This window comes from Marinilabilia salmonicolor (genome assembly GCF_003003035.1).
Classification (GTDB): domain Bacteria; phylum Bacteroidota; class Bacteroidia; order Bacteroidales; family Marinilabiliaceae; genus Marinilabilia; species Marinilabilia salmonicolor_A.
Map to the genome: position 1 here is coordinate 250,249 of NZ_PVTS01000006.1, position 26,303 is coordinate 276,551.

Consider the following 26,303-nt stretch of genomic DNA (forward strand, 5'->3'; position numbering starts at 1 on the left):
AACCATTACTTAACAAGTTTCGAAATGGCTTTAAACTCATCCGTACCTGAAACACGGCACATCTCAAATAACAGTGACTCGTAACTGGTAATGATGATTCCATCCTGAACAAGTCTGGCCATAGCTATCCTTTTGTTCTCAGGATTTCTGGACCCTACACAATCTTCCACTACTACAGGATGGAAACCACGTTCCTTCAAATCGAGGGCTGTTTGCAACAGACAAATATGTGCCTCGATACCGGCAAGAACCACGGTACGTTTAGACGACAACTCGACCTTCTCCATAATTGCGGGATCATCACAGCAGCTAAAGGCAGTTTTTTCACTATGTGGATATTCGTCCACCAAAGCAGCGAGTGAAGGAATGGTTTCACCAAGGCCTTTTTTATACTGTTCGGTTACCATCACAGGAACTTGTAAAAGTTTAAGTCCCTCAACCAAAATCTTCATGTTTGCAGCCAGTTGCTCATGTTCATAAATATGAGGAAACAAGCGTTCCTGAACATCCACAACCATGGCAAGTGTATTGTCTCTGATAATTCTCATACTCCAAATCTTTTAAATGCCGATAAATCAAGATTGTCAAAACGTCCGAAAAATTCAAATAATTCTTCAGCGATTTTTTGTACCCCACCCGGTTCGTTAGATTCAATATTCAACGGAAGAACCGGATCATGCAACGACAAACGCAGCAAGAACCAGCCATCCTGACCGTTACCGGAACATTTCACCCGTACACCTTCGTAATTTTCGGGCAACAAATCCCAGTTGCTTTTATTTCCGGCCATAATGCCAACTTCAGCAATAATATCCGAACCGGTTTGAATAAAATCAGCAGAATTAATTCTCAATCGAATTTCACAGCTGTCAACCGGCTCTGGAAGACCTTCAATAAGGTCGGTCAAGCGATTGCCTTCGGCCCTCTTCTTTGCAAGGGTTACAATCATCCGGGTGGCAAGATAGGCTCCGTCATCCAAAAAGAAATTTTCCCTGAAAGCAGCATGACCGGAAGTCTCAATGGCGAGACAGGATTCCTGGCCGATTCCGTTCAAACGAACCGCTTCATTGATAACATTCTTATACCCCCGTTGATAGCGATGATGCTTGCCACCCAACTTCTCCTGAATAAACCATGACAACCCATCTGAAGTGATTGAGTCGGTAACAATGGTACTTCCGGGCTTCTTCTGTAACACCATCGCTGAAGCCAGTGCAATCAGGGAATTTTTATTAATGGGGCGTCCGGTGTAATCAACCAGTGCAGCACGATCCACATCCATATCAAAGATAATTCCCAGGTCAGCTTCAGACTCCTTTACCTTGTTGATAAGAGAATTCATGGCATTGGTGTCTTCAGGATTGGGGAAATGGTTGGGGAATCTTCCATCAGCCTCTAAAAACTGGGAGGCGGAAATATCTGCACCCAACTGCTCCAATACATCAGTAGCAAAAAAACCACCGGATCCGTTACCTGCATCCACCGCAATCTTCAATCCCTCAAGAGGAGTCTCATAGTGATCGGGATGATTAACTCCCTGGCGGATAACATCTGCCAGGTGCTGTGCATAAACAGCCATAAAATCATACTCTCCTACTGTTCCCTTCCTGCTTCCTTTTTTTAGGTGACCATCTGCAAGGGTCAGAATTTCTGAAATATCAGCCTTATCCAGGCCGCCTGTGGAGGTAAACAGTTTCAATCCGTTTTTATGAGCAGCCGAGTGACTGCCTGTCACCATAACCGCTGCATCCACTGGTTTCTCCCCAATTTGAGTGGACATAAACATAGCTGGCGTGGAGGCAAGTCCAACATTGACCACATCTGCTCCACCCTCACTAATTCCTTTGATAAGTGCCTGCAGCAGTTCAGGACCCGATAATCTCGGATCGCGTCCCACAGAAATTCGCAATTTGTTTTTTCCTGAAAAATAGGTTTGCAACCAGACAACAAAAGCTCTGCCGAGCCTTTCGGCAATTTCGGGGGTAAAATTTACTTCATCTCCCCTTACTCTGTCCAGAGCGACCCCCAGAATATCAGAGCCGTTGTGTAATTTCTTCCAGTCAGTTTGTGGCATGGTCAGATTCATAGTTTATTTTTTTTCGAGATTGGCAGCCTGACGGGATTTATCGCCCAGATAGCCGCCATGATGTCTTAATGCATAATCATGATTATTGAACCCGATTTTTTTCATCAGCAACACCACCAAAACATCACCAATTACGGTCATTGTAGTAGTGGAAGTTGTTGGTGTGTGGCCCAAAGCACAAACTTCGGGAGGATTTCCCGTAAAGAGACAAGCCGAAGCAGCTTCTGCCAGCAGGGAATTTTCGTTCCCGGTAATTACGATAAACGGGATATCGGGTCTGAGCCCTTTAGCCAGGTCAATCAACTCAATAATTTCCCGTGTCTTGCCCGAATTGGAAATAAGGAGCATTATATCATTGTCCTGTAAAACCCCCAGGTCGCCGTGCTGGGCCTCACTGGGATGTAAAAAAACGGCGGGAGTACCGGTACTGCTAAAGGTTGTGGCCATATTGTTGGCAATTTGACCAGCCTTACCCATTCCGCTGGTAATCAGTTTACCCTTACGATTGTGGACAAACTCAAAAAGCAGGCCAACAGCCTTTTCAAAACCTTCTGTAACAGGGATTTGTGCTACTGCACGGGATTCAGCTTCCAATAAAGCCCGGATTTCTTTTTCTATCATTATTTTTCTCTAAAAATGGTTCCTTTTATCCTTAAAAATAATTATGATATCAGATGCAAATTAATAAAAATATCATTGGTGTCCGGTTAAAAAAATGAGATTGCTTCACTACGTTCGCAATGACGCGAATTTACACGATTATGGGGGTTGGTAAGGGCTGATTAATTTTCTCTTCCGGAAAAACTATGCTTACTCCAGATAGATCCTTTTCCTTGTTTTTGGAAGTACTTCTCCAATCACTTTTGTTTGGGGATGTTTTCCGGTAGCTTTCAAATCAGCCAACACGGCATCCAGTTTTTCCGGAGGTACGCACATCAGCAGTCCGCCGGATGTTTGAGCATCCGCAGCAAGCATTTTCAAGTGCGGTTCCACCAGTTTATTTACATGCAACGAGGATTGCACAAAATCCAGATTTCTAAAGGACGCCCCGGGCAAACAGCCATCATTGGCCAGTTCGGCAGCCTGATCAATTATGGGTAAATCCCGGCTTCGAATGGCCAGGCTCACCTCACTTGCCTCAGCCATTTTGAGTGCATGACCGAGCAGTCCGAAACCGGTAACATCAGTGGCACAGGTGAGTGCGTGTTTGGTCATCACCTCAGCCCCCCACTTATTCAGCAGCTTCATTTGGTCAAGTCCTTTACGATATGCATCCTCACGTACCATCTTTAATCGCTGGGCAGCAACCAGCACTCCAATCCCCAGTGGCTTGGTAAGTACCAGCAGGTCTCCGGGTTTTGCTGATGCATTGGTAATTAATTTATCCGGATGCACCGTACCCACCACGGCCAATCCGTATTTGGGCGGATGATCTTCAATGGTATGACCTCCCATTACCAGGGCTCCGGCTTCCTGAATCTTACTGTGGCCTCCCTGCAATATTTGCTCAAAGGCACTCAATGGCATTTTGGCTGACGAAAACATAAACAGATTAAGAGCCAGCAAGGGAGTCCCGCCCATTGCATAAACATCACTCAGCGCATTGGCAGCAGCAATCTCACCAAATTCAAACGGATCGGAACAAACCGGAGGGAAAAAATCAGTGGTAAAGATAAGTGCCGTTTCATCGTTAAGCCGATAAACCCCAGCATCATCGTGGGTATCAATATCCACCATAATATTGGGATGCTGCATCTGCGGAAGCTTTGATAGAATTCCGGCAAGTTCTCCGGGTGGTAATTTTGCTGAACAACCACCATATTCCACTGTCTCTAACAAATCAATTATTTGCTCACTCATTGTTTGCCTCTCTTATGTAGTTCAAAAGTAATATTCTCTTTGCTCAAAGCCTCTCTGCAGGCATTCAAATTACTGTCTGCAACAACCAGGCACATTCCGCACTCGGAAGAGACCTCTTCCGGAACAGGAATAACCCTTGTGGCAATTCCTAACGCTTTACAGATTCGATCAGCACGCATCACTTTGTGCACATTCGGGAAGAGCAACAGCGGTTCTTCAGACATAATTCCTATCATTTAGTATTATTTTCAACGCTTCACCCAGATTTTGCAAATCCCCTTTTGTATGATAAAAGGAGGGAGCAAATCGTGCAGAACCTTTTGGGAAAGTATCCAGAAAACGGTGTGCCATGGGTGCGCAATGCAATCCGGATCGGATCTCTATCTCAAATCGTTCATACAAACGATTGGCAATGGTAGATGGGGTAAGATTTTCATGAACCAGCGAAAAGACATTTCCCCTGTTTACCGAATGCTCAGCTGTCAGCACCCTGACTCCTGAAATCTGCTGTACTCCCTGAACCAGAGCATTGATATCGTAGGAATCCCATTCCGGTTTCGGTCGGTTTTTAAGGGCAGCCAGAAGACCTGCAATACCAACCGCATTGTGTGTTCCGGCTTCAAACTTATCAGGAGCAAACAAAGGCATCTCAACACTCTCCGACCGACTCCCCGTTCCACCTAAAATCAGAGGAGAAAGCAATTCCGGATAACGCACATAAAAGCCCCCGGTTCCTGTTGGCCCCAGCAACCCTTTATGTCCGGTAAATGCTATAAAATCCACGTCCCACCTGTCACCTTCAAACGAAACACTGCCCAACGACTGGGTGGTATCAACCAAAAAAGGAATATTACCTATATACTCCCGAATCTTTTCTATCGGCTGAATAACTCCGTTCACATTACTTTCGTGATTGACAATTACCAGACGCGTTCGATCGCTGATTATTCCGGGAATTTGCTCAGGGATAATTGTTCCGTCTTCTTCGGCCGGAATCACTTTCCAGTGTACATTACAGGTTTCTTTAAGACGCTCAAGCGGACGCATCACGGCATTGTGTTCCAATGGTGATATCAACACCTCGCAATCGTGCAAATCAAGACCAAAAAGAACCGTATTGATGCCATGCGTTGCATTTTGCGTAAAAGCAATATTCCCGGCCTCTCCAACACCCATTACCTTTGCCAGTTCATCTCTGCACTCCTCAATCATTGACGAAGTCTTGTAAACCCTTGGGTAGGCAGCACGACCATAGGTTCCGGCAGTATTCCGGATAAAATCGGACAGTGCCCCGGCAACTTCCGGAGGTTTTGGCCAACCGGTACTTGCATTGTCGAAATAAGTGTTGGTGAATTGAGGCATAAAAAAAAATTTCTTCAAGTGTTCATTGACCCCAAATCAATAAATCCTGCAATTAAGCGATTTCGGGAAATTACATTCCGTGCCTTCTATAAATAAACCACTTTGCCTGCTTCGGCAAGTGTGGTAGCAATCTGATACATATTACTGATACGCCCCACCCCTATTTGCTCTTTCATACTGTAATAATCGACACAGGTACCACACACCAATACACTCACATCCTTGTCTTCAAGTTCAGCAAGAGCAGCTGCGGTATCGGTATCCTTCACGGCCAGTTTCACTCCTCCGTTATACATAATAATATGAGTAGGCAATTGATCCATCTCCTTCAGAGCATTAAAATATCCCCGAATCAACAAGGAACCCAGATCGTCTTCGCCCTCTCCCATACGACAGCTGCGGACAACAACCACATAATCAGTGTTTCCTCCGGCAGGCTGGGGCACCGCACAATATGCTTCGGGATTACTTTCTGCGACGGAAGCAGATTCTGCAGGTTTCGTGACTTCAATGGTATAAATGCCGTCTTTCTTATCGGCAACCGGGTTGGCACCAAGATCCTCCAGAAAGCTCATCAGATTCTGATAAGAGGTATCATTGTCGGAAATCACCTGCATTTTCTCTCCCTCATTCACCTCTCTCAGTCCGTTTCGGGCCATAATCAATGGTTCGGGACACAACCGTCCCTTAGTATCTATTGTCTTCATGACTAAACTGTTTTATCAATTTTCGGGCTACATTTTCAGGCTCATCGGTCATTTCTTTCAAGACCAATACCGGTTCATTTCTTTTTGCCAAAGATTTGGCATATCCTTTATCGTAATACTGCAAGGTAAGGTCAGCCACGGAGCGATAGTCACCTGCATCTAAAGCCTCCAATGCTTCGTTGGTTCTCTGGCCTCCAAGTCGTTTCTGAATTTTCAAAACAGATTCCTGCAGTAACTCTTTATCAAAGCAACCATAATCCCTAACAAGCCGATCCACCCGAAGTTTTCGGTCAATATCATACATAACCAATGGTGCCTGCATCAACAACTCAAAGAGTTGATCGGGAATATAGACACGGCCGATACTGTGGCTTTCACCTTCCACCCAAATTATTCTGTCGGGATTAAATTTCAGAAAACGGGCATGGATATCATTTTCAAACTGCTCTGATGTTGGTTGGTCCTCTTCTCCCAGTGCACCAAAGGCCGATCCTTTGTGATTGGCCAGGCCTTCCAGATCCAACATCTGTTCTCCATGGTTTTCAAGCTCCTTCAAAACTTCGGTTTTCCCACCTCCGGTAGGGCCGCCAATTACCATAAAACGCCATTTCTGTTCTTCCAGCATTTTTCTGAACGATGCCCGGTATGCCTTATAGCCACCCTCCAAGGTAGTGGCTTTCAACCCGACCGTTCTGAATAGCCAGGCCATACTTCCACTGCGCATTCCACCCCGCCAGCAATGAACCAATACCTGGTTGTCAACTGCAATACGCCTTGCCGCACGGGCAAACTCAGCCATTTTGGGGCCGACATACTCCAACCCCTTTAAAACGGCTGCATCACGCCCCTCTCTTTTATACAAGGTTCCAACCACAGCTCGCTCCTCATTGGAAAAAATGGGCATATTAATGGCTCCCGGAATATGCCCCTGGGCAAACTCCGCCGGCGTACGAACATCAATAACCGGAAACACCTCAGCTTCCTCCAGAAACGACTCCGGAGCAAGCACTGAGGTGCTCGCTTTATTACTATTTTCCAAATTCAAATGGTCAGAATCATTATTATTCACCATCATAGTTTTTTAAAACTGAAGGCAGGGTAACTTTTGACTGAAATATCGACTTCGGAAATATCACCCTCAAAACACCATCTTCATCCTTATCACTTCAGTAAAGACGCACAATCGTGCTTCTCTGCCAGAACCTCATTCCTCAACCCTGATTCCTTACAACGTCACACTCCAGGTGTCATCCATATGATTTTTCCAGTCGCTGTATTTTTCCTGACCGCCGCGTACTTTCCAGTCGCTGTCGATGGTCAAACGGGAACTGATACCACCACGGGGGTTACAAACCATTACAATTCGTATTCTGTCCGGATTGTAAACCTCCATCAGGTGATCGTAAAAAACATTAATCAATCTTTCATAAGAAACAGTGATATTCCGAAGTGCCTGAACGTACATCTTCAGGGATTTTAATTCAATAATGCGGTCGGTTGGATAAAAAGTAATGTAAACATCAGCAAAATCCGGCTGATCCTTTACCCCGAGAAAAGTAAACTCAGGTATCTTCACCTTTATTTCGTAAGCCTGATTGGTAGGATTAGGCAACGATTTCAGCATGCTTTTATCGATATCCTTGTAGGTTAAAACTTTATCTGCCATGACATTATTCGATTTGATGAACTAAAAAAATTATATCTGAAGTAAAAAACAACTTTGCATGATCCGGTTTCATTATCAGCAACCGGAAACAGAATGGCAAAGCACCAATAGATGATAAAATCGGTGCAAAGTTAACAATTTAAGAGAAACAAAAAGATTAGTGAATCTTAACGGATTCACATATCTTTGCGCGCAAAACCAGAAAAGAAAAAACAAGTGGGACGATCAAGACGAAACAAACCATTGCTCGAACGATTGGTGATCAGCGATGTAGCAGCAGAAGGCAAAGCCCTGGGCAGAGTCAATGACACGGTGGTATTTGTGCCACTGGCAGCACCGGGGGATGTGGTGGATGTTCAGGTAACAAAGAAAAGGAAAAAATATTTTGAAGGACGCCCTGTTAAATTCCATCACCTTTCGGAAATGCGTGCCGAACCTTTTTGCGAACATTTCGGCATATGCGGCGGGTGCAAATGGCAACATCTCCCCTATTCCGAACAGGTAAAGTTCAAGCAACGTGAAGTACTTAACAATCTTCAGCGAATCGGAAAAGTTGAGTTGCCGGAAATCAGTCCCATTTTGGCCTCCCCACAGGAACGTTTTTACCGCAACAAACTGGAGTTTACTTTTTCCAATAAAAGATGGCTTTCATTAGAGGAGATGGAGTCGGAAGAGGTCATTGACAACAAAAACGGCCTGGGATTTCATATTCCCGGGATGTTCGATAAAGTTATTGACATAAAGGAGTGTCATCTGCAGCGACAACCATCCAACGACATTCGTCTGGCCATCCGAAATTATGCCCTTCAAAACAACTGGACATTTTTTGACCTCAGAGCCCAGGAAGGTTTTTTGCGGACATTGATTATCCGCACAACTTCTATCGGCGAAACCATGATTATTGTGGTATTCTTTCACGAAGATGAAGAAAAACGAAACAGGCTGTTTGAACATCTCAGAGAACAATTCCCCGAAGTAACTTCATGGATGTACGTAATCAACGAAAAGAAAAACGATACCATTACAGATCAGGAAGTGGTGCTTCAATATGGCCGGGACCACATTTTTGAAGAGATGGAAGGTCTGAAGTTCAAAATCGGACCCAAATCATTTTATCAGACCAACTCTGACCAGGCTTACAATCTCTACAAGGTTGCCCGGAATTTTGCCGGACTTACAGGAGACGAAACCGTTTACGACCTTTATACTGGCACGGGAACCATTGCCAACTTTATTGCCGGCAACGCTAAAAAAGTAGTGGGAATAGAGTATGTGCCAGAAGCCATTGAGGATGCCCACATCAACTCGGAAATTAACAACATCGAAAACACCCGTTTCTTTGCAGGCGACATGAAAGACCTTCTCAACCATGACCTGTTTGAGAAAGAAGGATTCCCTGATGTAATTATTACCGATCCTCCACGGGCTGGAATGCATGAAGATGTGGTCAGAACCATCCTCAATGCCGCTCCCGAGAAAATAGTTTATGTGAGCTGTAACTCCGCAACCCAGGCCAGAGACATCAATATTCTGGATGCCCGGTACCGCGTTACCGCAATTCAACCGGTTGATATGTTTCCCCACACGCACCATGTGGAAAATGTGGCTTTGTTGGAAAGGAAATAATTTTCGGTTGAACTTTTTAATAGTGTGTTGCGTTTTTCTGTAAAAAAGTATGATTGCAATATTATCACCGGCAAAAAAACTGGACTTTAAAAAGAAAGTTCCAACATCGCAAAGTACCGAAATACTCTTTTCTGATGAAGCATCTTCATTGGCTGATGATTTGAAAAAATTCTCACCCGATGAACTCATGAACCTCATGAAAATAAGCCGACAATTGGGAGAACTCAATGCAGAACGTTTCATTCAATGGAGCTGGCCTTTCAATTCAACGAAAGCCCGTCAGGCCATTTATGCTTTTAATGGTGAAGCCTACAACGGGCTCGATGCATGGTCACTTAATCACAAAGAAATAGAAACAGCTCAAAAGCAGTTGCGCATTCTGTCGGGAATGTACGGTGTATTAAGACCATTGGATAATATACTTCCATACAGACTTGAAATGGGCACTAAACTCAAAAATGAAAAGGGGAAAGACCTCTATGAATTTTGGGGTGAAAAACTGACAAGACAAATTAACGAAGACCTGAAACAAGGCAAACATAAAGCACTCATCAACCTTGCGAGCCAGGAGTATTTTAAAGCCCTTGATGAAGATAAAATTGAAAAACCCGTAATAACCCCCGTTTTCAAAGAAAACAAAAACGGGACATACAAAGTCATCAGTATTTATGCTAAAAAAGCACGAGGCATGATGGTCCGATTTATCGTACAGAACAAACTAACCCAACCTGAAGACCTGAAAGCCTTTGATGAAGATGGCTACCATTTCAACAACGATCTTTCAAAAGGAAACGAAATGGTCTTTACCAGACACTAAAAACTTCAACATTCACGTTCAATAGTTCGTTAGATTTTTAGATTTTTAGACGTTAGAGGTTAGACGTTAGAGGTTGGAAATTAGAAGTTAGAAAAAACGTATTACGCTGACATTCTAAGCATTACCGGAAAACTCATTTAAACATAAAGATTTAATGCCCCAAATTTTTTAAAGGGTTTATCGGACTATTGGTCGGTATTCAAGAACAGAAAACAAAAAATACAAACCACTTTTAACGCACAATTTCGTGACAAACCCATGATTTTTTCTTAACTTTTGTACATACAAAAACTAAGTTATTATGAGTGAAACACAACATATTGAACGTTATGGAAATCTTCTGAAACAGGAAAGCCTGAGAACACTGGAAGACAAAATATGGCCAAACACCTTTGTTTTGGAAGCTCCGGAACCCTTCCCCGGGTTTTTTAATTACTATTCCGACCATCCGGTGGACAGCAAACCGCTTTATATCTACCTGGTATTAAAAAGGTTATATACACTGGAGGAAATTACCCGGGCAACTCAGAATATTCAGAAGTATTTCGATACCGATTTCAACGCCACCCCCGGAGTTGTAAACATCTACAACAAGCAGTTTGATGTCATCAGGGTGCGCCATCTGGACAACTTCTCTCAGATCACCGACTTGCAGGCAAGCTACATGGATCAGGGGATAGAATTTAAAAGCAAGCCCAACAGAAAAGTGGAAGGTCCGGCCGTAATCCGCATCAAAAAGTTTTTCATTCTTGATGAACCGGAACAGGGACTATTTTTTGACACCATCGAAAAAGATCATGGATATTTTCTGATTCCGAATCAATTAACATGGAAGCATTTTGAAGACATTACCCGCAGAGTAAAGTTTAACTGGGAAAAGCCGTTTTTCGATGCTGCCATAGGCCACTTTCATGTAAAATTTGGACTTCAGGATATGATTCGAATTTATTATCCTGAAATGAGTCTGGATTATTTGCGTGAAGTGAGGAAAAAGTATCTGGAACGCATTAAATAACAAAATTAGTGTTTGTCTATAAAGTCCAACTTCTGCGTTGTTGCTCAAAATCTAAATCCTAAAATACACTAATATTCTGCGGTTTAGATTTTTCACACGCCTTGAATTTGAACTTACTCGTTCAAACACATGAAAAACGTTTAGTTTATGGACAAACACTAATGATTACCAAAGCCTCTTCTGTCGTTGCACCGAAGAGGCTTTTTTATCTCCTCCTGTCCAGTCAATCAACCCGGAAGTAGCCTCAAAAACGTTTGTTTCTCCCAGTAAAAAATCATTAGGGCGCTCATGGCAAATCATTGGATGTGTTGTGGAAATGCTATGCTTAATCTCAAGATGCTCCACTGCTTTTTGGGCGTGGTTTCCCCATAGAAACCAAACGGCATCCGGACAATTTTTATTAATAAAATCTAACAATCGGTCGGTAAAGGGTTTCCAGTATCCCGAATGACTTCCGGGTTTACCTACATGACAGGAAAATGAGGTATTCAGTAACAAAACACCCTGTTGTTCCCAATACTTAAACAGCTCATCCGGCGGGAGCAAAGAAAATTCCCCGGCAGCCATTTCTTTTTTGATGCCTTTGAAAGTTTTGAAATCCTTCCTTTCAGCAGCATAAAGCGCACGAACAATATTACGCAGGCTGGTATTCCGAAAACTTTCGGTCCAATTCTTCAATGGCCCCACCTCAAATGCCCTGCCCGTAGCAACCCCTTGCTGAGGGTAGGGATCCTGACCGAGAATCACTACTTTGGTTTTGAAAAGATCAAGGGCCAAAAACCGAAGCATTCTATTTCTACCAGGCGTTAAATCTTCGCTGTTCGTAATTCCAATTTGGCTTTCAACATCATCAAGTATTGCCGAAATCTCCTGAGTAAAAAAAGGCTTCCAGGAAGGATGAATGTCTGAAGGTAAAATCATCTGCATTATTCAAGTTCTAACTTGTTTCTGTCCATAAAGTACCACTTGCGTCGCGTTACGCTTGCCGCCAAAATACTCATTTACCCAAGTAAACTCCGCTTTTGGCGGCTGTACAAGCCTTGCAACTGGCACTTTCTAACCAGACACATGACCATGTACAAACTTAGCTTTGCTTATAGACGGGCACTAACTTGGGACTTAACCTGATGTATCCGGTAAATTTTCAGGTTGAAAGTTCAAATATAACTAATCCTGTATTTTTCCAATCATACCATCCCTCATTCAGCAATCATTTCCGGATAAAGAGAACATTAACAATTTTGTAACCCTGGATAAACACATATTCCCTCTGATTTGTTAGCTTTGAAAACAAAAAAATGCGACACCATCATTTTATTTTCATTCTTCTAACACTCGCAGCAATCAGCTGTCAGTCACCAGAAAAACCATCACTTACCTCGACTCAGAACATAACCATCGATAGTACGATTGTAGCAGATTCGATGGTTGCATCTTACATTACACCACTTCGCGATTCGGTAAATGCAATAATGAACGAAGTCATCGGAACGTCACCGGAAGAAATGTTTGCAGACAAACCAGAGTCCCCTCTATCCAGCTTTGTTGCTGACCTTCTCAGGGAAACAGCTTTAAAAGAATTAAAGGACCTGAACAAAGAAAAATTACCGGTTATTTCCATCATAAACATCCGGGGTTTGAGAGCTCCCCTCCCAAAGGGCTCCATAAAAGTTAAACACATCTATGCCCTGATGCCATTCGAAAATCAGATGGTTACCTTAAAAATGTCAGGCGAAGACATCAAAAAACTTTATCAGCACATAGGCGAATCCAACGGGGACGGCCTGAGTGGCGGTTCTTTTACTTTCACCGGTCAATCGGTAAAAAATCCGAGAATCAACAACCAACCGGTTAGAGACGAGGCCTTTTATTATGTGGTGACATCAGATTACCTGGCCACCGGAGGCGACCATTACACCGTTTTTGCCAACGCCGTTGAAAAACATGAATCATCGAATAAAATCAGAGATTTGATCATTCGACACATTCGGGAATTAAATGAACAGAACAAACAGATTCCATCTCCATCAGATCAGCGAATCGAAATGCAATAAAAAAAGCCATAGATCATGCAAACCACCAGAAGACAATTCATAAAGACCCTGGCTGCCGGGAGTCTGGCTGCCACCCTCCCATTTGCTGTAAAAGGAGAGTCGCGTAATTATCATACACTAACCATTCTACATACCAACGATGTCCACAGCCATCTCGATCCCTTTGAAGCCAATCATCCAAGGTTTCCTGACATGGGTGGATTTGCAAGAAGAGCAAGCCTCATAAACCAAATCAGGAAACAAAACAATCACGTTTTATTGGTGGATGCAGGTGATATTTTTCAGGGTACCCCATATTTTAACTTCTTTGGAGGAAGACCCGAATTGGAATTAATGTCGAAAATGAGATACGATGCAGCAACCATCGGCAATCATGAATTTGATAATGGCATTCAGCACCTCTCTGACCAGTTGAAATATGCCGATTTTCCTTTCATCTGTAGCAACTATAATTTCGACAACACCATCCTGAAAGGCAAAACCCGGCCCTGGAAAATCATTGAAAATGGCCCCTTCCGAGTTGGCATCGTAGGCATTGGAATCAACCCTTCAGGGCTGGTATCCCCGGCAAATTATGAAGGAATGAAATGGCTTGATCCAATAAAAACAGCAGAGGAAACAGGAGCCTTCCTGAGAAATGAAAAGAACTGCAATCTCATCATTGCGTTATCGCACCTGGGCATCAACAGCACCTCCGAAAGGCCCGATTCGGACCGAAAACTAGCGGCAGAAACATCCTCCATAGATATCATCATAGGAGGACACTCACACACATTTCTTGACGAACCTGAACAAATAAAAAACAAAGCAGGCAAAAATGTCATCATTAACCAGGTTGGCTGGGGCGGAGTAATTCTGGGAGAACTAAACATTACGCTAAGCAAAGGCAAAACAACTTTTCTTTCAACACAACATCTGCTAAAATAATGTTGCTTTGGGCACTTTTGAATTTAGTCTGAGAGAAAATCATTATTGTCCGGCTAAAATATAATTCTTGAAAAAAGACTGTGCCACGGTCCTCCTATTAACTCGATCCTACAGAATTGATGAAGATCAAGTGGCGTGCAAAATCAGATTTTTCATATAAATTATTGGCCTCTGAAGCATCGGGAGACCAAGGATGTAAAGGATTTATACATTTTCTTTCGTGACTTCTTTTTCCATGCTCGTTTCATTAGGAACATTTACCTCAAAATAATTATTGGCAACAAAAGTGTACAATAATTGAGTACGCAAAAAATCAGCCCGTCTCATCTCACAAAAAAACGCGCAAAACCTCAGCAATGAGCTTTTTGCGCGTTTTTTTAATCTATAATTTAATTACTCAATCGGTAATTGTCTCTTGAATGACTCATCCAGTGAGATGATGGTCTCTGTTGAAGAGATACCCGGAATGTTTTGTAAACGATCGTGAAGGATACGTTTTAAATGCTCATTACTTTTTGCAAAGATCTTGATAAACATGGCGTACTCACCTGTAGTATAGTGACATTCCACCACTTCCGGAATCTCTTCCAACATCTTTACCACCTTATCAAAAAGGCTGGCTTTTTTGAGAAATATTCCCATAAAAGCACAGGTGTGATAACCAATTTTACTGGGATTAATAATAAACTCAGATCCCTTAATAACTCCCATATTCATCAAGCGCTGAATACGCTGATGAATAGCGGCTCCGGACACCTTACATTCCCTGGCAACTTCAAGAAACGGAATTCGGGCATTATGTGTAATCATTGACAAAATCTTTTTGTCAAGACTATCAATCTGTAAATTGCTCTCCATACTAAAAATGACAAATGTTAGAAATTAAAAGAATTTCTGCTTTTTTTTTAATGATTCTTTTCGAATTTACGGGATTTTCTCCAATAATCCAATAAATCTGCGGCAAAAATAGCACTAATAATTTTCTTCCTTTCGGTTTCACTTTCAATTTTTAACCAAACTGCCTAACATTTTCAAATCGTCGCCACTGGGATTCTGAAATATCCGGAGTTCAAACAAAGGAATTATTGCTAAAACATGATCAAAAATATCGGCTTGTACTGCCTCATATTTAGCCCATTCCTGCTCCCTTGAAAAAGCATAAATCTGCATAGGAATTCCTTTTTCTGTAGGATCCAGATGACGAACAATCAGCGTCATTTTATCATTAATCTTCGGATGTTTAATCAGATAGTTCTCCAGGTATTTTCTGAAAATCCCCAGATTCGTCATCCTTCTCCCGTTTACAGGTAAGGATTCATCAATTTCATGTTGTCTGTTGTAATTCTCTATTTCTATTTGTCGTTCCTCGATATATGCTTTTAAATGATGAATCTTTTTAAATTTCTCCAACATTTCAGGAGTACAAAACTTAACACTATGAGTATCGATAAACACAGACCGGGCTATACGGCGTCCACCGGACTCCTCCATCCCCCGCCAGTTGACAAAGGAGTTGGAAACCATAGCATAGGTAGGTATGGTGGATATGGTTTTATCCCAATTCCTGACTTTCACGGTATTCAGTGTTATTTCCAACACTGTACCATCTGCATTGTGCCCCGGCATGGATATCCAGTCTCCTACCCTGACCATCCGGTTGGCTGACAATTGCACACCGGCAACCAACCCCAGTATAGAATCCCGGAACACCAACATCAACACAGCAGCTAAAGCACCCATACCAGCAATAATTGCGGTTACCTCAACATTAAAAACAATAGAAACAGCAATCAACACTCCAACTATAATTGCCAATAGCTGAATAACCTGTAAGTACCCCTTTATTGGCCGGTCGTAAGCAAAAGGAAAAGTATTATAAATATCTTCAAATGCCTTGAGAAGGGCCTGGAAAGCCATAATGATGACCACAAGCAAATAAAGAGAAACGATGTCATGAAAAACGGCGAGACGAGCGGTCTGAGCTCCCCAAAAAAGGTCGGAAAGAAAATAAATAACAATCACCGGAGCCAAATGTGCAAGCCTGTGAAAAACTTTTCGGTGAACCAGATAATCATCAATCTTTGACTTGGTTTTTCGGACCATCTTAATAATTGAAAAAATCAAAACCCGACGGACAACCACAAAAGACAGCCACGAAAGTAACAGCATTATTACTGCGGAAACCCCAAATAATAGCACCTCAGTCCAAAACTCAGATAGATTTAGCAACTCCAACCGGGAATGCAACCACTCTGTCATCCATGTAACATTAGAATTTATCGTCTCCATGCTTTAATTATTACAATGATTTTGTATATTTTTGTTTGTACTACAACTTTAACCTAAACCGAATCTTAACCCGGAACTCCTGAACCTCATTTACAATGCCGAAAAGAAGTTGAAGCCCATAAATATCACTTCAAAAATCCGATGTTCAGCACAAAAATAACGAAACCACCGGATGTAACCTATCATAATGAAGCTATGAACACAAAATATATATTTAAGACAATAGCCTTTTCAATCTTTTTTATTTCGACATGGTCTTACAGCCAGGGCAATTTTGATTTCGAAAAGGCGCTCCGAATAGACTTCGTCCTTTCCGGTGACAAACAGGAACAAACAGCAACCATTGCAAATTACCTGAAGACACCAAACTACTTTGACAGTCCTGAACAATCCATTCCTGATTTCGATTATGGCTCCTATCGAATTGTGCTCACCTCATCAGCAAACCGGGACACCCTCTATATAAAAGGTTTTTGCACCCTTTTTGAAGAATGGCGGGCCACACCTGGGGCCAAACAAAAGAAAAGGGCCTTCAAACAAACGATTGAAACCCCCTTCCCCCTGCAAAAAATAATCATAAACCTCGATTTTAGAGAGAAAAACGGGAAATTTACCTCCCTGCTGAGTGAGGAGTTTTCTCCCGAATCGCTCATCACAAAACTAATCCCGACAAAATTTCCGTCAAGGATTATTCATGGAACCGCTGCCCCGTCAAAAAAATTGGATTTTTTGATTTTAGCCGAAGGATACACCAAGGAAGAGGCAGAAACTTTTTTTAATGATGCGGAAAAAATGGTTTCAGAACTTTTTAAGACTCCTCCATACGATCGGCTTAAGAATAAAATTACCGTAAGAGCAATGGCTGTTTCATCGGCTGAATCAGGAACAGACGATCCGGTAAAGGATGAATGGAAAAACACAGCCATGGAAAGTACATTCAACACTTTTGGGACCGACCGCTATCTGGAAAGTCTCTCCACCTGGAAAATATACGATTATGCCGCAGCCCACCCGCGCGATCACATTATAGTATTGGTCAACACGAAAAAATATGGCGGCGGCGGCGTTTACAACCATTTTTCCATTACCTCAGCCGGTCACTCCCAGTCTGCGAAAGTTCTCATTCACGAAATCGGGCATGGTCTCGCCGGTTTAGGAGATGAATATTACTCCTCCGAGGTAACCTATTCCGGTTTTTTTGATCTGGATACCGAACCCTGGCATCCCAACATTACCACTTTAGTTGATTTTGACAGCAAATGGAAAAATTTGCTTGAGGATTCAATACTGATTCCCACCCCCGCAAAACACAAATACAAAAACATTACCGGGGTGTTCGAAGGTGCAGGTTATACCGCCAAAGGAATTTACCGACCAGCCTTTAATTGCCGGATGAAATCAAATGAGGCAGCCGGTTTTTGTGAAGTATGCAGGCTGTCCATTGAAAATATTGTCAATTTTTATACACACTAAAAACATCAATAATAAAAACAACTTATGAATTATTTAGCCAACGACAAACGTTACGAAAAAATGACATACCGCCGTTGCGGTGAAAGTGGAATAAGATTACCCGCACTTTCCCTCGGCTTGTGGCACAATTTCGGATCAGTAGATTTATTTGAAAATGGTCGCAACATTCTTCACCATGCATTCGACAATGGAATTACCCATTTCGACCTGGCCAACAACTACGGACCTGTTCCGGGAAGTGCGGAAGAAAATTTTGGCCGTATTCTGGCCACCGATTTCAAACCTTACCGCGATGAAATGATTATTTCCTCAAAAGCAGGGTACCTGATGTGGCCCGGACCATACGGAGAATGGGGTTCCAGAAAATATCTTCTGGCCAGTCTGGATCAGAGTCTGAAACGAATGGGCTTGGACTACGTGGATATTTTTTACTCTCATCGTCCCGACCCGGACACTCCCCTGGAAGAAACCATGGGAGCTCTGGCACATGCAGTTAAACAGGGGAAAGCTCTGTATGCAGGAATCTCCAATTATCCGGCAGATATGACAAAAAAAGCAGAAACCATTCTTCGTGATATGGGAGTTCCTTTGCTCATTCATCAGCCCCGTTACAACATGCTGGATCGTTGGGTGGAGGATGATGGTCTTCTTGATGTACTCGGAAAGCGAGGAGTTGGTTCAATTGCCTTTTCACCTCTGGCCCAGGGTCTGTTAACCAACAAGTATCTGAAAGAGATACCCGCCAATTCCCGCATGGCTAATCCTCACGGGTTTCTACAGAAAGATGCACTTACTCCGGAAGTTCAATCTAAGCTTAATAAACTAAACAGCCTTGCCGAAGCCAGAGGTCAGTCACTGGCACAAATGTCCATTGCATGGTTGCTCAAAGACACAAGAGTCACCTCTGTTCTGATAGGCGCCAGCAGTGTGAATCAACTCAGCAACAACCTGGATGCACTCAACAATACAGCATTCACCGATGAGGAGTTGAATGACATTGAGAAAATTTTGAAATAATCAGAACAAGCTGAGGTTGAACAAGAAGTTCTTCCTCAGCTTATTTTCCTTCTAACTTCCACTGTTTTTTAAAAACTTTATCCCCCTCCGGGACGATTGTATTAGTCTCCTACTCTTTTGCCTCCTGCATTATCGCCAATCTTATTATCTTTGTTGGCACAAGAATTAAAATAAGACATGGCCAACATATTATCAGTAGAAAATCTCACCCACAACTGGGGCGACATACGGTTATTCAACAATCTTACTTTCGGACTGGAAGAGGGAGATAAAGCAGCTTTGATAGCCCGAAACGGAACCGGAAAAACAACTCTTTTAAATATTTTGGGAGGCAAATTTTCTGCAGATTCAGGGTTGGTTACGTGGCGAAAAGACATTGTCACCGGATATCTCTCCCAAAATCCCGAATTTGAACCCGAGCAAACAGTCCTTGAATCCCTCTTTCATTCCGAAAATGAAACTGCGGTTGTGGTTCGCAGCTACGAAAAAGCAGTAGCGGAAAATGACGATACTGCCATTCAGGAGCTGCTGCCAAAGATGGAGCAACTAAACGCCTGGGATTATGAAGAACGAGCCAAACAAATTCTTTCGCAACTGAAGATTGACATATTCAATCAGCCCATGGGCCAACTATCCGGAGGCCAGGTAAAGCGTGTGGCACTGGCAAGAGTGCTGATTACCAACCCAGACTTCCTGATTTTGGATGAGCCTACCAACCATCTTGATCTGGATATGATTGAATGGCTTGAAGATTATTTGAAAAGAAGCCGCATGACCCTGCTGATGGTCACGCACGACAGGTATTTTCTTGACAGCGTTTGCAATACCATTTATGAACTTCATGACGAGTCTCTTTATCAATATAAAGGAAACTACACCTACTATCTTGAAAAACGTGCGGAACGCATCAGCCAGAAAAATCAGGAAGTAGAACGGGCCAAAAATCTGCTGAGAAAGGAGCAGGATTGGATGAACCGCCAGCCACAGGCTCGTGGAACTAAAGCCAAGTATCGGATTGATGCCTTCTACGACTTAAAGAAAACGGCAGAACAGAGTACCGAAGAACAAAATCTGGAAATCAACATCAAGTCTGCCCGACTGGGAAAGAAAGTGATTAATCTGCACCACATAAGCAAAAGTTTCGGAGACCTCACCCTGATTAAGGACTTTTCCTACAAGTTTGCCCGGGGAGAAAAGGTGGGGATTATCGGGAAAAACGGAAGCGGAAAATCAACTTTTCTTAATATTCTGACTGGAAAACTTGAGCCCGATAGCGGAGAAGTAGAACCGGGAGAAACGCTCGCTTTTGGTTACTACAGACAAGAAGGATTAAACCTTGACAACAGCAAAAGAGTTCTGGATGTCATTACAGAGATCGCAGATCATATTCAATTGGGGAAAGATCAGTCGATGTCGGCTTCCCAGTTTTTAAGATACTTCCTATTCCCCAATGAGATGCACAACGTACTGGTGGAAAAGCTCAGCGGAGGTGAGAAAAAAAGGCTCTACCTCATGACTGTTTTAATGAAGAACCCAAACTTCCTGATTCTTGATGAGCCCACAAACGACCTGGACATACTGACCCTTAACATTCTTGAAGATTACCTGCTCCAATTCGATGGTTGCGTAATGGTGGTATCGCACGACCGATATTTTCTGGATAAGGTTACCGACCATTTGTTTGTTCTGGAAGGAAACGGCCGAATCAAAGACTTTCCGGGCAACTATACAGACTATCACGGTCAAAAAAAGCAGGAAGCAAAGGAACAAAAAAACACTTCTGCACCTGTTAAAGACCCCAAAAAGAAGAAACCCGCCAGACAACAGGATAAAAACAAACTCACGTACAAAGAAAAGAAAGAGCTGGAAAACCTGGAACAACAAATTGAAGAGCTGGAAAACCGGAAGAAAGAAAAAGAGACCCAACTCAACTCAGGTACGCTTACAGGAGATGAACTACTTCAAACATCAGCCGACCTTGGTCAACTGATGGAAGAACTGGAAAGCTGTGAAATGCGATGGCTTGAATTAAGTGAGAAGGAGGGTTAATTCCTGATCTCCTCCCAGGAATATTCGCCCAAGTCAACCAATGTCCCCAGATTTTCCCGGTTAATGCCCATCGATTTAACCCGAAAAGTAGGAATACTCTCTGTACCATTAAAAGTCTCCGCATTTGCCAGCTCCTCAGGATCTTCATTTTCTCTGAGAATTTTAGCAATTAAATCCCCGGTTTTATAGCCTAACTCTCTGTGCGGATGATAAACAGTGAGATTCATCTCTCCATCTTCAATACTCCTGACGGCCTCCAAAATGGCATCCTGACCTGTAACAAATACATTACCGGCAATTCCATACTGGTTCAATACATCAACGGTTCCAAGTCCCATAGGATCATTACAACTAATAACTGCATCCACTACAAGCCCATGTGAGTCGAGTACTTCCTGAAATTCAAAAGCTGCCCGTTCCCTGTTCCATCCCTCAATATAAGTTTCGTAGATAACATTTATCTCACCCGCTTCCACATGAGGTTTTAACATGGTATCGATGTGTTCTTTTACCTCGAAACCGTTTTTATCAAAACGATCGCCTGCAAATACCACATAATTTCCGGAAGGAACCGCCTTCAATGCCCCTTCACAAAATATACGTGCAATCTCCTCATTATCTCCGGTAACAAACATATCATAATCCGAATTATTGATCAGTCGGTTATAGGCAATCACTTTAACTCCTTGCGATCTGGCATCGCGAACAAGCGGAGCAATGGTATTTCCGTTCACCGCAGCTATAACCAATAAATCAACCCCTTCGGCAAGCAACTCATACCCCTGTTCAAGCTGGGTGATATCATTGTCTTCGGCATGTTTTATCAGCGTTTCAATGCCATACTCCCTTAACTTTTCAGCCATGAAGTTCCCCTCTTTTACAAATCGCTCTCTGTTTTGAGCAGGGTTCAGGTAGCCTACCGTATAATCAGAAGTATCCGAACAGGACCATAAAAAAATAAGAGAAAAGGCAAACAAGATGGTTTTATAGATTTTCATAATACAAACAAATTTTTCAACTGCCTAAAAATATTAAAAAATTACAAACAAATACTAAATTCCGATAAAATATACATATTTTTACCCTGACCAAAATCATTTTTACAATGCAGAAAATCAATTGGAGCTGGCAGGATATAAGCATCCGCCATAAGATAGGACTGGGATTTACTGTTATTATTGCAATTTCTGTAATTACAGGACTTGTTTTGTTAAGCAACCTGAATAAAATCTCCAGTCAGACAAAAAACCTTTCTGAGACCCACATCCCCACCGTTTATGAAGTTAATTATCTGATGCGTTATTGGCAGGAAACGAGCGAAAATGCAAAAGCTTTTGATTTCTCCCAAAACCCATACTTCAACAATCAGGCAGATATAACCTTTGAAAGAACACTAACAGCCTTCAGTAACTTGAATGAGCTGACAACCGAACGGAAAGAAGAGTTAAAAAAGAAAGGGGTCTTTCTGGATTTATTAGAACAATACCTGACTCAATATAAAGAGACCAGAGAACACTATCTCGATTTGTCTTCAAATTTTGAAAATCAGCGGAACCGTTTCAACCAAGAGTTGGATAATCTGAATAATACCGCCAACATCAGATCTTTCAATGAGGCGCGAATTCTGGCAGAAGTCAATCAACTGGGTGTAAAACTCAATGATCACTTTTTAAACAGAAACGGAGTTGAATTAATTGAGTTATCCATTGCGTTGCCTTCTTTCCGGTCTGAAATATCATCCATTCCGGCCAGGACTGCAATAAAAGAATTAACCACCGGAATTTTCAGCACAATAGAAAATTTGCTGGCAACTTACAAGCAAATGCGCATTGCTGAACTCAAAAACTATGAGGCTTCGAAAAATGTGATGTGGGAAGTAAGAGCCTCATCAGACATCGGATTAGATCAGATACAGGTGGTAGGAAACACCAGCAATGACATCACCAACAAACAAAGAACCATTCAGGTAATCACCCTAATCCTCTCCATTGTTCTTGGAGTATCCCTCATTTTCTTACTTTCAAACTCCATTGGTCGCCCAATCATCAGAGGCATAGAACTGGCAGAAAGAGTGGCCAAAGGAGACCTGACCGTTAAAATGAAGGAAGACAGAAAAGATGAGATTGGCCGACTGGGAAGTGCCTTGAACAACATGACAGTTAATTTGAACAAATTAATATCAGATATTATAAACACCTCGAGAACCGTTGCCGACTACAGCGAACAATTGAATGAGAAAGCTCTTGACCTTGCAGAAGGGGCTAACCAACAGGCATCTTCAGCAGAAGAAGTTTCTTCATCCATGGAAGAAATGCACAGTGTAATTGAACAAAATACCCAGAATTCGAAGGAAACAGAAACCATATCGGCAAAAGCAGCTGCCCAGATGCGCGAAAGTAACAAACGCAGCAAAGAGGCGGCATTGCAATTGGAAGAGATTACCAACAAAATCATGGTAATTAAGGACATTGCCTTTCAGACCAATATTCTTGCCCTTAATGCTGCGGTGGAAGCAGCCCGCGCAGGACAGGAAGGCAGAGGATTTTCTGTGGTAGCGGCAGAAGTCCGCAAACTGGCCGAACGCAGCCAGGCAGCAGCACAGGAAATCAGCAAAGTATCTTCGGTTACCATTGAAGCCTCCAGGCTTTCTACTGAAATGCTTGATGAGCTGACACCGCAAATTGAAAAAACCGCAGAACTGGTCAGCGAGATTTCAGCAGCCTCGGCAGAACAGGTAAGCGGAGTGCAACAAATAAACCTGGCATTACAGGAACTAAATCAAATAACACAAAAAAATGCCTCCAGCGCCGATGAAATAAATATAACCTCGGATAAACTTCAGGGAATGTCTCATCAGTTGCTAAATGCTACCACCTCGTTCAAGGCTCTGAGTGGGTCGGAGGAAGATGAAGATTTTTAGCCGTTGATGTCAGCGGTTAACCCCCATTATTCATAAAATGGGTTAAGACCAGGTTATTAATGACAGAAATCAGCACCACAACTTTAATTTTATAAGTAAAACCCGTTATTTTTTATCAATTTTATTGTTTTAGACTGAATTAATAATTATTTTTGCAAAGCAAACAAAAACAAAGACGATTTATCATGTTAAAACATGCCTACTCTTTCTTTTATTTCTTCTTTTATTTTTTTGGTTATTCAACCAGAAGGGGCAGGCTCGTGTATAAACAATAACGAAAAGGATTTTTCAAAAATATACGTCCCGCCCCACAAGGCGGGACTTTTTTTATCTAAACTATGAGTACAAAAGAAACCATTAAAGTGGCCATACAGGGTATTCCGGGAGCCAACCATGAGATTGCGGCCCGGGCCTGGTTTGCCAACAAAGAAGTTGAACCGGTGGCCTGCCACACTTTCCAGGAAGTTTTTGACGCTATGCACAAAGACCCTGACACATTGGGAATCATGGCCATCGAGAATACACTCGTCGGGAGCCTTCTCCCCAATTACACCATGCTTCGGGAGTCAGGCTATTTCATTCATGGCGAGCACAAGCTAAGAATCAAACATCACCTGATGGCATTGCCGGGACAAACCATTAACGACCTGAGAGAAGTTCACTCGCATCCCATGGCCCTTGCCCAGTGCGAAGCATTCTTCAAAGATTATCCGCATATCAAACTCATAGAAAGTGAAGATACCGCATACAGTGCCAAAGTTATCGAAGACGGCCAACTGGAAGGAATCGGAGCCATAGCCTCCTCGCTGGCAGCAGAGCTGTATCACCTGGATATCATTGAAAGCGGAATTGAAACCAACAAACACAACTACACCCGTTTTCTAATCATTGGACAGGAAGATCATATTGAGAAAGCGGAATTGATCAAACAAAAAAGAATCAATAAATCCTCTCTGGTATTCTCTCTGCCTCACGAAGAGGGCAGCTTGTCAAAAGTTCTGACCATTTTGGCATTTTACAACATTAATCTCACCAAAATTCAATCATTACCGGTAGTTGGAGTGGAGTGGGAATATCTTTTTTACATCGATGTCAACTATAATGATTACGATCGTTATTTACAATCGCTGGATGCCATTCGCCCCTTGTGTAAAAAACTGAGGATACTGGGTGAATATGAAGCCTGTCAAACCACCCATTCCACCAATGGCGAGACTGTGAAAAAAGAAAAAGTTCAACAAGCATTATTATCGATTTAAAAGAACATATTATGATAACACCAGCCCAAAGAGTAAGCGAAGTGAAAGAGTATTACTTCTCCCTTAAACTGAAGGAAATTGCCGAAATGATTAAAGATGGCAAACCCGTCATTAATCTGGGCATTGGTAATCCGGATCAACCACCGGCTCCCGAGGTTTTGGAAACCCTTAACCAGTCAGCTCTACAACCCGACACCCACGGCTATCAGGGATACATCGGAATTCCTGAATTGAGAGCGTCTTTTTCACATTGGTACAAAAAGTTCTATGGCGTAACGCTGAATCCTGACTCTGAAATACTGCCTCTGATGGGCTCCAAAGAAGGTATCATGCACATCTCCATGGCCTTTCTGAACCCCGGAGATGAAGTATTGGTTCCCAATCCCGGCTATCCTACCTACTCCGCAGTTACACGAATAGTAGGAGCCAAAGAGCGTTCATACGATTTATTGGAAGCGAACAACTGGCAACCCGACCTGGATGCTTTGGAAAAAGAGGACCTCTCTTCGGTGAAAATAATGTGGGTGAATTATCCCAATATGCCCACCGGAGCAAAAGCAAGCAGAGGATTCTTCGAGAAACTAATAGCATTTGCCAGGCGCAATGACATCCTGATATGCAACGACAATCCTTACAGTTTCATTTTAAATGAAGAGCCCCAAAGCCTGCTTGCCATTGCGGGAGCAAAAGAAGTGGCCATCGAGTTGAACTCGTTGAGCAAATCACACAATATGGCCGGATGGCGTGTTGGCATGGCAGCCTCGAATCCTGAATTCATTAAATACATCCTGCGCATCAAAAGCAACATGGATTCAGGGATGTTTCGTCCTATGCAGGAAGCCGCAGCAAAGGCTCTAATGCTTGAAGAGAAATGGTATAATGAAGTAAATGCGGTATATAAGAAAAGAAAGGAGCTGGTTCTGAAAATCATGGAGCTTCTGGGATGTACCTGGCAGGAAGATCAGGTGGGAATGTTTATCTGGGCCAAAATTCCGGAAAAATACTCCTCCAGCGAGGAATTATCAGACAAAATCCTTTACGAAGCCAACGTATTCATAACGCCGGGCTTTATATTCGGGGACAACGGCAGACAATACATCCGCATCTCCCTGTGTACATCCGAAGAAAAATTACAAGAGTCAATAAACAGAATTGAAAACATAATAACCAATTAAC

General features: G+C 42.6%; 24 protein-coding genes. 11 read left to right on the plus strand and 13 right to left on the minus strand.

What is annotated here, in order from left to right; genetic code table 11:
* Positions 1 to 5 precede the first annotated feature (5 nt).
* From BY457_RS08315 to BY457_RS08355, 9 genes are all read right to left on the minus strand, one after another.
* Entirely contained in the window at positions 6 to 548 is a 543-nt protein-coding gene (locus BY457_RS08315) for a hydrolase (protein ID WP_106152865.1), read from the minus strand.
* Entirely contained in the window at positions 545 to 2,086 is a 1,542-nt protein-coding gene (locus BY457_RS08320) for a phosphoglucomutase (RefSeq protein ID WP_219885149.1), read from the minus strand. The genes BY457_RS08315 and BY457_RS08320 overlap by 4 nt, the downstream gene beginning before the upstream one ends.
* Before the next feature lie 3 nt (positions 2,087 to 2,089).
* Positions 2,090 to 2,707 carry an SIS domain-containing protein gene (locus tag BY457_RS08325; RefSeq protein WP_106152866.1) on the minus strand — a complete coding sequence of 206 codons (618 nt, stop codon included), beginning with the start codon at positions 2,705 to 2,707 and terminating at the stop codon, positions 2,090 to 2,092.
* A gap of 189 nt (positions 2,708 to 2,896) precedes the next feature.
* Positions 2,897 to 3,946, minus strand: a complete 1,050-nt coding sequence (gene selD, locus BY457_RS08330; protein WP_106152867.1) for a selenide, water dikinase SelD — start codon at positions 3,944 to 3,946, stop codon at positions 2,897 to 2,899.
* Complete coding sequence (locus tag BY457_RS08335; RefSeq protein WP_258176670.1) at positions 3,943 to 4,182, minus strand: DUF3343 domain-containing protein; 240 nt, start codon at positions 4,180 to 4,182, stop codon at positions 3,943 to 3,945. The genes selD and BY457_RS08335 overlap by 4 nt, the downstream gene beginning before the upstream one ends.
* Complete coding sequence (locus BY457_RS08340) at positions 4,163 to 5,308, minus strand: aminotransferase class V-fold PLP-dependent enzyme (RefSeq protein WP_106152868.1); 1,146 nt, start codon at positions 5,306 to 5,308, stop codon at positions 4,163 to 4,165. The genes BY457_RS08335 and BY457_RS08340 overlap by 20 nt, the downstream gene beginning before the upstream one ends.
* Before the next feature lie 86 nt (positions 5,309 to 5,394).
* Positions 5,395 to 6,015, minus strand: coding sequence for a sulfurtransferase-like selenium metabolism protein YedF (gene yedF, locus BY457_RS08345; protein WP_106152869.1), 621 nt, complete (start codon positions 6,013 to 6,015; stop codon positions 5,395 to 5,397).
* Positions 5,996 to 7,090, minus strand: coding sequence for a tRNA 2-selenouridine(34) synthase MnmH (gene mnmH, locus BY457_RS08350; protein WP_106152870.1), 1,095 nt, complete (start codon positions 7,088 to 7,090; stop codon positions 5,996 to 5,998). The genes yedF and mnmH overlap by 20 nt, the downstream gene beginning before the upstream one ends.
* Before the next feature lie 150 nt (positions 7,091 to 7,240).
* On the minus strand, positions 7,241 to 7,681 hold the full coding sequence (locus BY457_RS08355; protein ID WP_106152871.1) for a preQ(1) synthase: 441 nt from the start codon (positions 7,679 to 7,681) through the stop codon (positions 7,241 to 7,243).
* Positions 7,682 to 7,897: 216 nt separating this feature from the next.
* Between BY457_RS08355 and rlmD the strand changes: the two genes are divergently transcribed.
* The 3 genes from rlmD to BY457_RS08370 all read left to right on the plus strand — a co-directional run bounded on the left by rlmD (position 7,898) and on the right by BY457_RS08370 (position 11,139).
* Entirely contained in the window at positions 7,898 to 9,307 is a 1,410-nt protein-coding gene (rlmD, locus tag BY457_RS08360) for a 23S rRNA (uracil(1939)-C(5))-methyltransferase RlmD (protein WP_106152916.1), read from the plus strand.
* A 49-nt stretch (positions 9,308 to 9,356) separates the two neighbouring features.
* The gene (gene yaaA / locus BY457_RS08365) at positions 9,357 to 10,124 is read left to right on the plus strand and encodes a peroxide stress protein YaaA (protein WP_106152872.1); all 768 of its coding nucleotides are present in this window, start codon (positions 9,357 to 9,359) and stop codon (positions 10,122 to 10,124) included.
* A gap of 301 nt (positions 10,125 to 10,425) precedes the next feature.
* A complete protein-coding gene (locus tag BY457_RS08370) occupies positions 10,426 to 11,139 on the plus strand; it encodes a hypothetical protein (RefSeq protein WP_106152873.1) in 714 nt (237 codons plus the stop codon).
* 165 nt (positions 11,140 to 11,304) lie between these two features.
* Here the strand turns inward: BY457_RS08370 and BY457_RS08375 are convergent, their stop codons facing one another.
* Complete coding sequence (locus BY457_RS08375; protein ID WP_106152874.1) at positions 11,305 to 12,066, minus strand: uracil-DNA glycosylase; 762 nt, start codon at positions 12,064 to 12,066, stop codon at positions 11,305 to 11,307.
* 371 nt (positions 12,067 to 12,437) lie between these two features.
* Here BY457_RS08375 and BY457_RS08380 point away from each other — a divergent pair, with 371 nt between their 5' ends.
* Together BY457_RS08380 and BY457_RS08385 are read left to right on the plus strand one after the other, a co-directional pair.
* Complete coding sequence (locus BY457_RS08380) at positions 12,438 to 13,193, plus strand: 5'-nucleotidase C-terminal domain-containing protein (RefSeq protein ID WP_106152875.1); 756 nt, start codon at positions 12,438 to 12,440, stop codon at positions 13,191 to 13,193.
* Between the two features lie 15 nt (positions 13,194 to 13,208).
* On the plus strand, positions 13,209 to 14,120 hold the full coding sequence (locus BY457_RS08385) for a bifunctional metallophosphatase/5'-nucleotidase (RefSeq protein WP_106152876.1): 912 nt from the start codon (positions 13,209 to 13,211) through the stop codon (positions 14,118 to 14,120).
* 393 nt (positions 14,121 to 14,513) lie between these two features.
* Here BY457_RS08385 and BY457_RS08390 read toward each other — a convergent pair whose 3' ends face one another.
* Positions 14,514 to 14,978, minus strand: a complete 465-nt coding sequence (locus BY457_RS08390; RefSeq protein WP_081485187.1) for an Lrp/AsnC ligand binding domain-containing protein — start codon at positions 14,976 to 14,978, stop codon at positions 14,514 to 14,516.
* 144 nt (positions 14,979 to 15,122) lie between these two features.
* Entirely contained in the window at positions 15,123 to 16,409 is a 1,287-nt protein-coding gene (locus BY457_RS08395) for a mechanosensitive ion channel family protein (RefSeq protein WP_181256433.1), read from the minus strand.
* Positions 16,410 to 16,604: 195 nt separating this feature from the next.
* Here BY457_RS08395 and BY457_RS08400 point away from each other — a divergent pair, with 195 nt between their 5' ends.
* The 3 genes from BY457_RS08400 to BY457_RS08410 all read left to right on the plus strand — a co-directional run bounded on the left by BY457_RS08400 (position 16,605) and on the right by BY457_RS08410 (position 20,948).
* A complete protein-coding gene (locus BY457_RS08400) occupies positions 16,605 to 17,882 on the plus strand; it encodes an IgA Peptidase M64 (protein ID WP_258176671.1) in 1,278 nt (425 codons plus the stop codon).
* Positions 17,883 to 17,906: 24 nt separating this feature from the next.
* Entirely contained in the window at positions 17,907 to 18,899 is a 993-nt protein-coding gene (gene mgrA, locus BY457_RS08405; protein WP_106152878.1) for an L-glyceraldehyde 3-phosphate reductase, read from the plus strand.
* A 177-nt stretch (positions 18,900 to 19,076) separates the two neighbouring features.
* Complete coding sequence (locus BY457_RS08410) at positions 19,077 to 20,948, plus strand: ABC-F family ATP-binding cassette domain-containing protein (RefSeq protein ID WP_106152879.1); 1,872 nt, start codon at positions 19,077 to 19,079, stop codon at positions 20,946 to 20,948.
* Here the strand turns inward: BY457_RS08410 and BY457_RS08415 are convergent.
* On the minus strand, positions 20,945 to 21,946 hold the full coding sequence (locus BY457_RS08415; RefSeq protein WP_106152880.1) for a sugar ABC transporter substrate-binding protein: 1,002 nt from the start codon (positions 21,944 to 21,946) through the stop codon (positions 20,945 to 20,947). The two genes, BY457_RS08410 and BY457_RS08415, sit on opposite strands and share 4 nt — an antisense overlap.
* A gap of 107 nt (positions 21,947 to 22,053) precedes the next feature.
* On the opposite strand from BY457_RS08415, the gene BY457_RS08420 reads away from it, so the two are divergent.
* The 3 genes from BY457_RS08420 to BY457_RS08430 all read left to right on the plus strand — a co-directional run bounded on the left by BY457_RS08420 (position 22,054) and on the right by BY457_RS08430 (position 26,302).
* Positions 22,054 to 23,868, plus strand: coding sequence for a methyl-accepting chemotaxis protein (locus tag BY457_RS08420; RefSeq protein WP_106152881.1), 1,815 nt, complete (start codon positions 22,054 to 22,056; stop codon positions 23,866 to 23,868).
* Between the two features lie 338 nt (positions 23,869 to 24,206).
* Positions 24,207 to 25,127: a prephenate dehydratase gene (locus BY457_RS08425; RefSeq protein WP_106152882.1), complete on the plus strand. Its 921-nt coding sequence runs from the start codon at positions 24,207 to 24,209 to the stop codon at positions 25,125 to 25,127.
* An 11-nt stretch (positions 25,128 to 25,138) separates the two neighbouring features.
* The gene (locus tag BY457_RS08430; protein WP_106152883.1) at positions 25,139 to 26,302 is read left to right on the plus strand and encodes a pyridoxal phosphate-dependent aminotransferase; all 1,164 of its coding nucleotides are present in this window, start codon (positions 25,139 to 25,141) and stop codon (positions 26,300 to 26,302) included.
* Position 26,303 lies beyond the last annotated feature (1 nt).

Coding starts and splice junctions, on each gene's coding strand:
- mnmH (WP_106152870.1), bottom strand. CDS start 7,090: ATGATGGTGAATAATAATGATTCTGACCATTTGAATTTGGAAAATAGT.
- yaaA (WP_106152872.1), top strand. CDS start 9,357: ATGATTGCAATATTATCACCGGCAAAAAAACTGGACTTTAAAAAGAAA.
- BY457_RS08355 (WP_106152871.1), bottom strand. CDS start 7,681: ATGGCAGATAAAGTTTTAACCTACAAGGATATCGATAAAAGCATGCTG.
- BY457_RS08325 (WP_106152866.1), bottom strand. CDS start 2,707: ATGATAGAAAAAGAAATCCGGGCTTTATTGGAAGCTGAATCCCGTGCA.
- yedF (WP_106152869.1), bottom strand. CDS start 6,015: ATGAAGACAATAGATACTAAGGGACGGTTGTGTCCCGAACCATTGATT.
- BY457_RS08390 (WP_081485187.1), bottom strand. CDS start 14,978: ATGGAGAGCAATTTACAGATTGATAGTCTTGACAAAAAGATTTTGTCA.
- BY457_RS08425 (WP_106152882.1), top strand. CDS start 24,207: ATGAGTACAAAAGAAACCATTAAAGTGGCCATACAGGGTATTCCGGGA.
- BY457_RS08380 (WP_106152875.1), top strand. CDS start 12,438: ATGCGACACCATCATTTTATTTTCATTCTTCTAACACTCGCAGCAATC.
- BY457_RS08385 (WP_106152876.1), top strand. CDS start 13,209: ATGCAAACCACCAGAAGACAATTCATAAAGACCCTGGCTGCCGGGAGT.
- BY457_RS08340 (WP_106152868.1), bottom strand. CDS start 5,308: ATGCCTCAATTCACCAACACTTATTTCGACAATGCAAGTACCGGTTGG.
- BY457_RS08370 (WP_106152873.1), top strand. CDS start 10,426: ATGAGTGAAACACAACATATTGAACGTTATGGAAATCTTCTGAAACAG.
- BY457_RS08335 (WP_258176670.1), bottom strand. CDS start 4,182: ATGATAGGAATTATGTCTGAAGAACCGCTGTTGCTCTTCCCGAATGTG.
- BY457_RS08400 (WP_258176671.1), top strand. CDS start 16,605: ATGAACACAAAATATATATTTAAGACAATAGCCTTTTCAATCTTTTTT.
- BY457_RS08375 (WP_106152874.1), bottom strand. CDS start 12,066: ATGCAGATGATTTTACCTTCAGACATTCATCCTTCCTGGAAGCCTTTT.
- BY457_RS08395 (WP_181256433.1), bottom strand. CDS start 16,409: ATGGAGACGATAAATTCTAATGTTACATGGATGACAGAGTGGTTGCAT.
- BY457_RS08430 (WP_106152883.1), top strand. CDS start 25,139: ATGATAACACCAGCCCAAAGAGTAAGCGAAGTGAAAGAGTATTACTTC.
- BY457_RS08420 (WP_106152881.1), top strand. CDS start 22,054: ATGCAGAAAATCAATTGGAGCTGGCAGGATATAAGCATCCGCCATAAG.
- mgrA (WP_106152878.1), top strand. CDS start 17,907: ATGAATTATTTAGCCAACGACAAACGTTACGAAAAAATGACATACCGC.
- BY457_RS08320 (WP_219885149.1), bottom strand. CDS start 2,086: ATGAATCTGACCATGCCACAAACTGACTGGAAGAAATTACACAACGGC.
- BY457_RS08415 (WP_106152880.1), bottom strand. CDS start 21,946: ATGAAAATCTATAAAACCATCTTGTTTGCCTTTTCTCTTATTTTTTTA.
- BY457_RS08315 (WP_106152865.1), bottom strand. CDS start 548: ATGAGAATTATCAGAGACAATACACTTGCCATGGTTGTGGATGTTCAG.
- selD (WP_106152867.1), bottom strand. CDS start 3,946: ATGAGTGAGCAAATAATTGATTTGTTAGAGACAGTGGAATATGGTGGT.
- BY457_RS08410 (WP_106152879.1), top strand. CDS start 19,077: ATGGCCAACATATTATCAGTAGAAAATCTCACCCACAACTGGGGCGAC.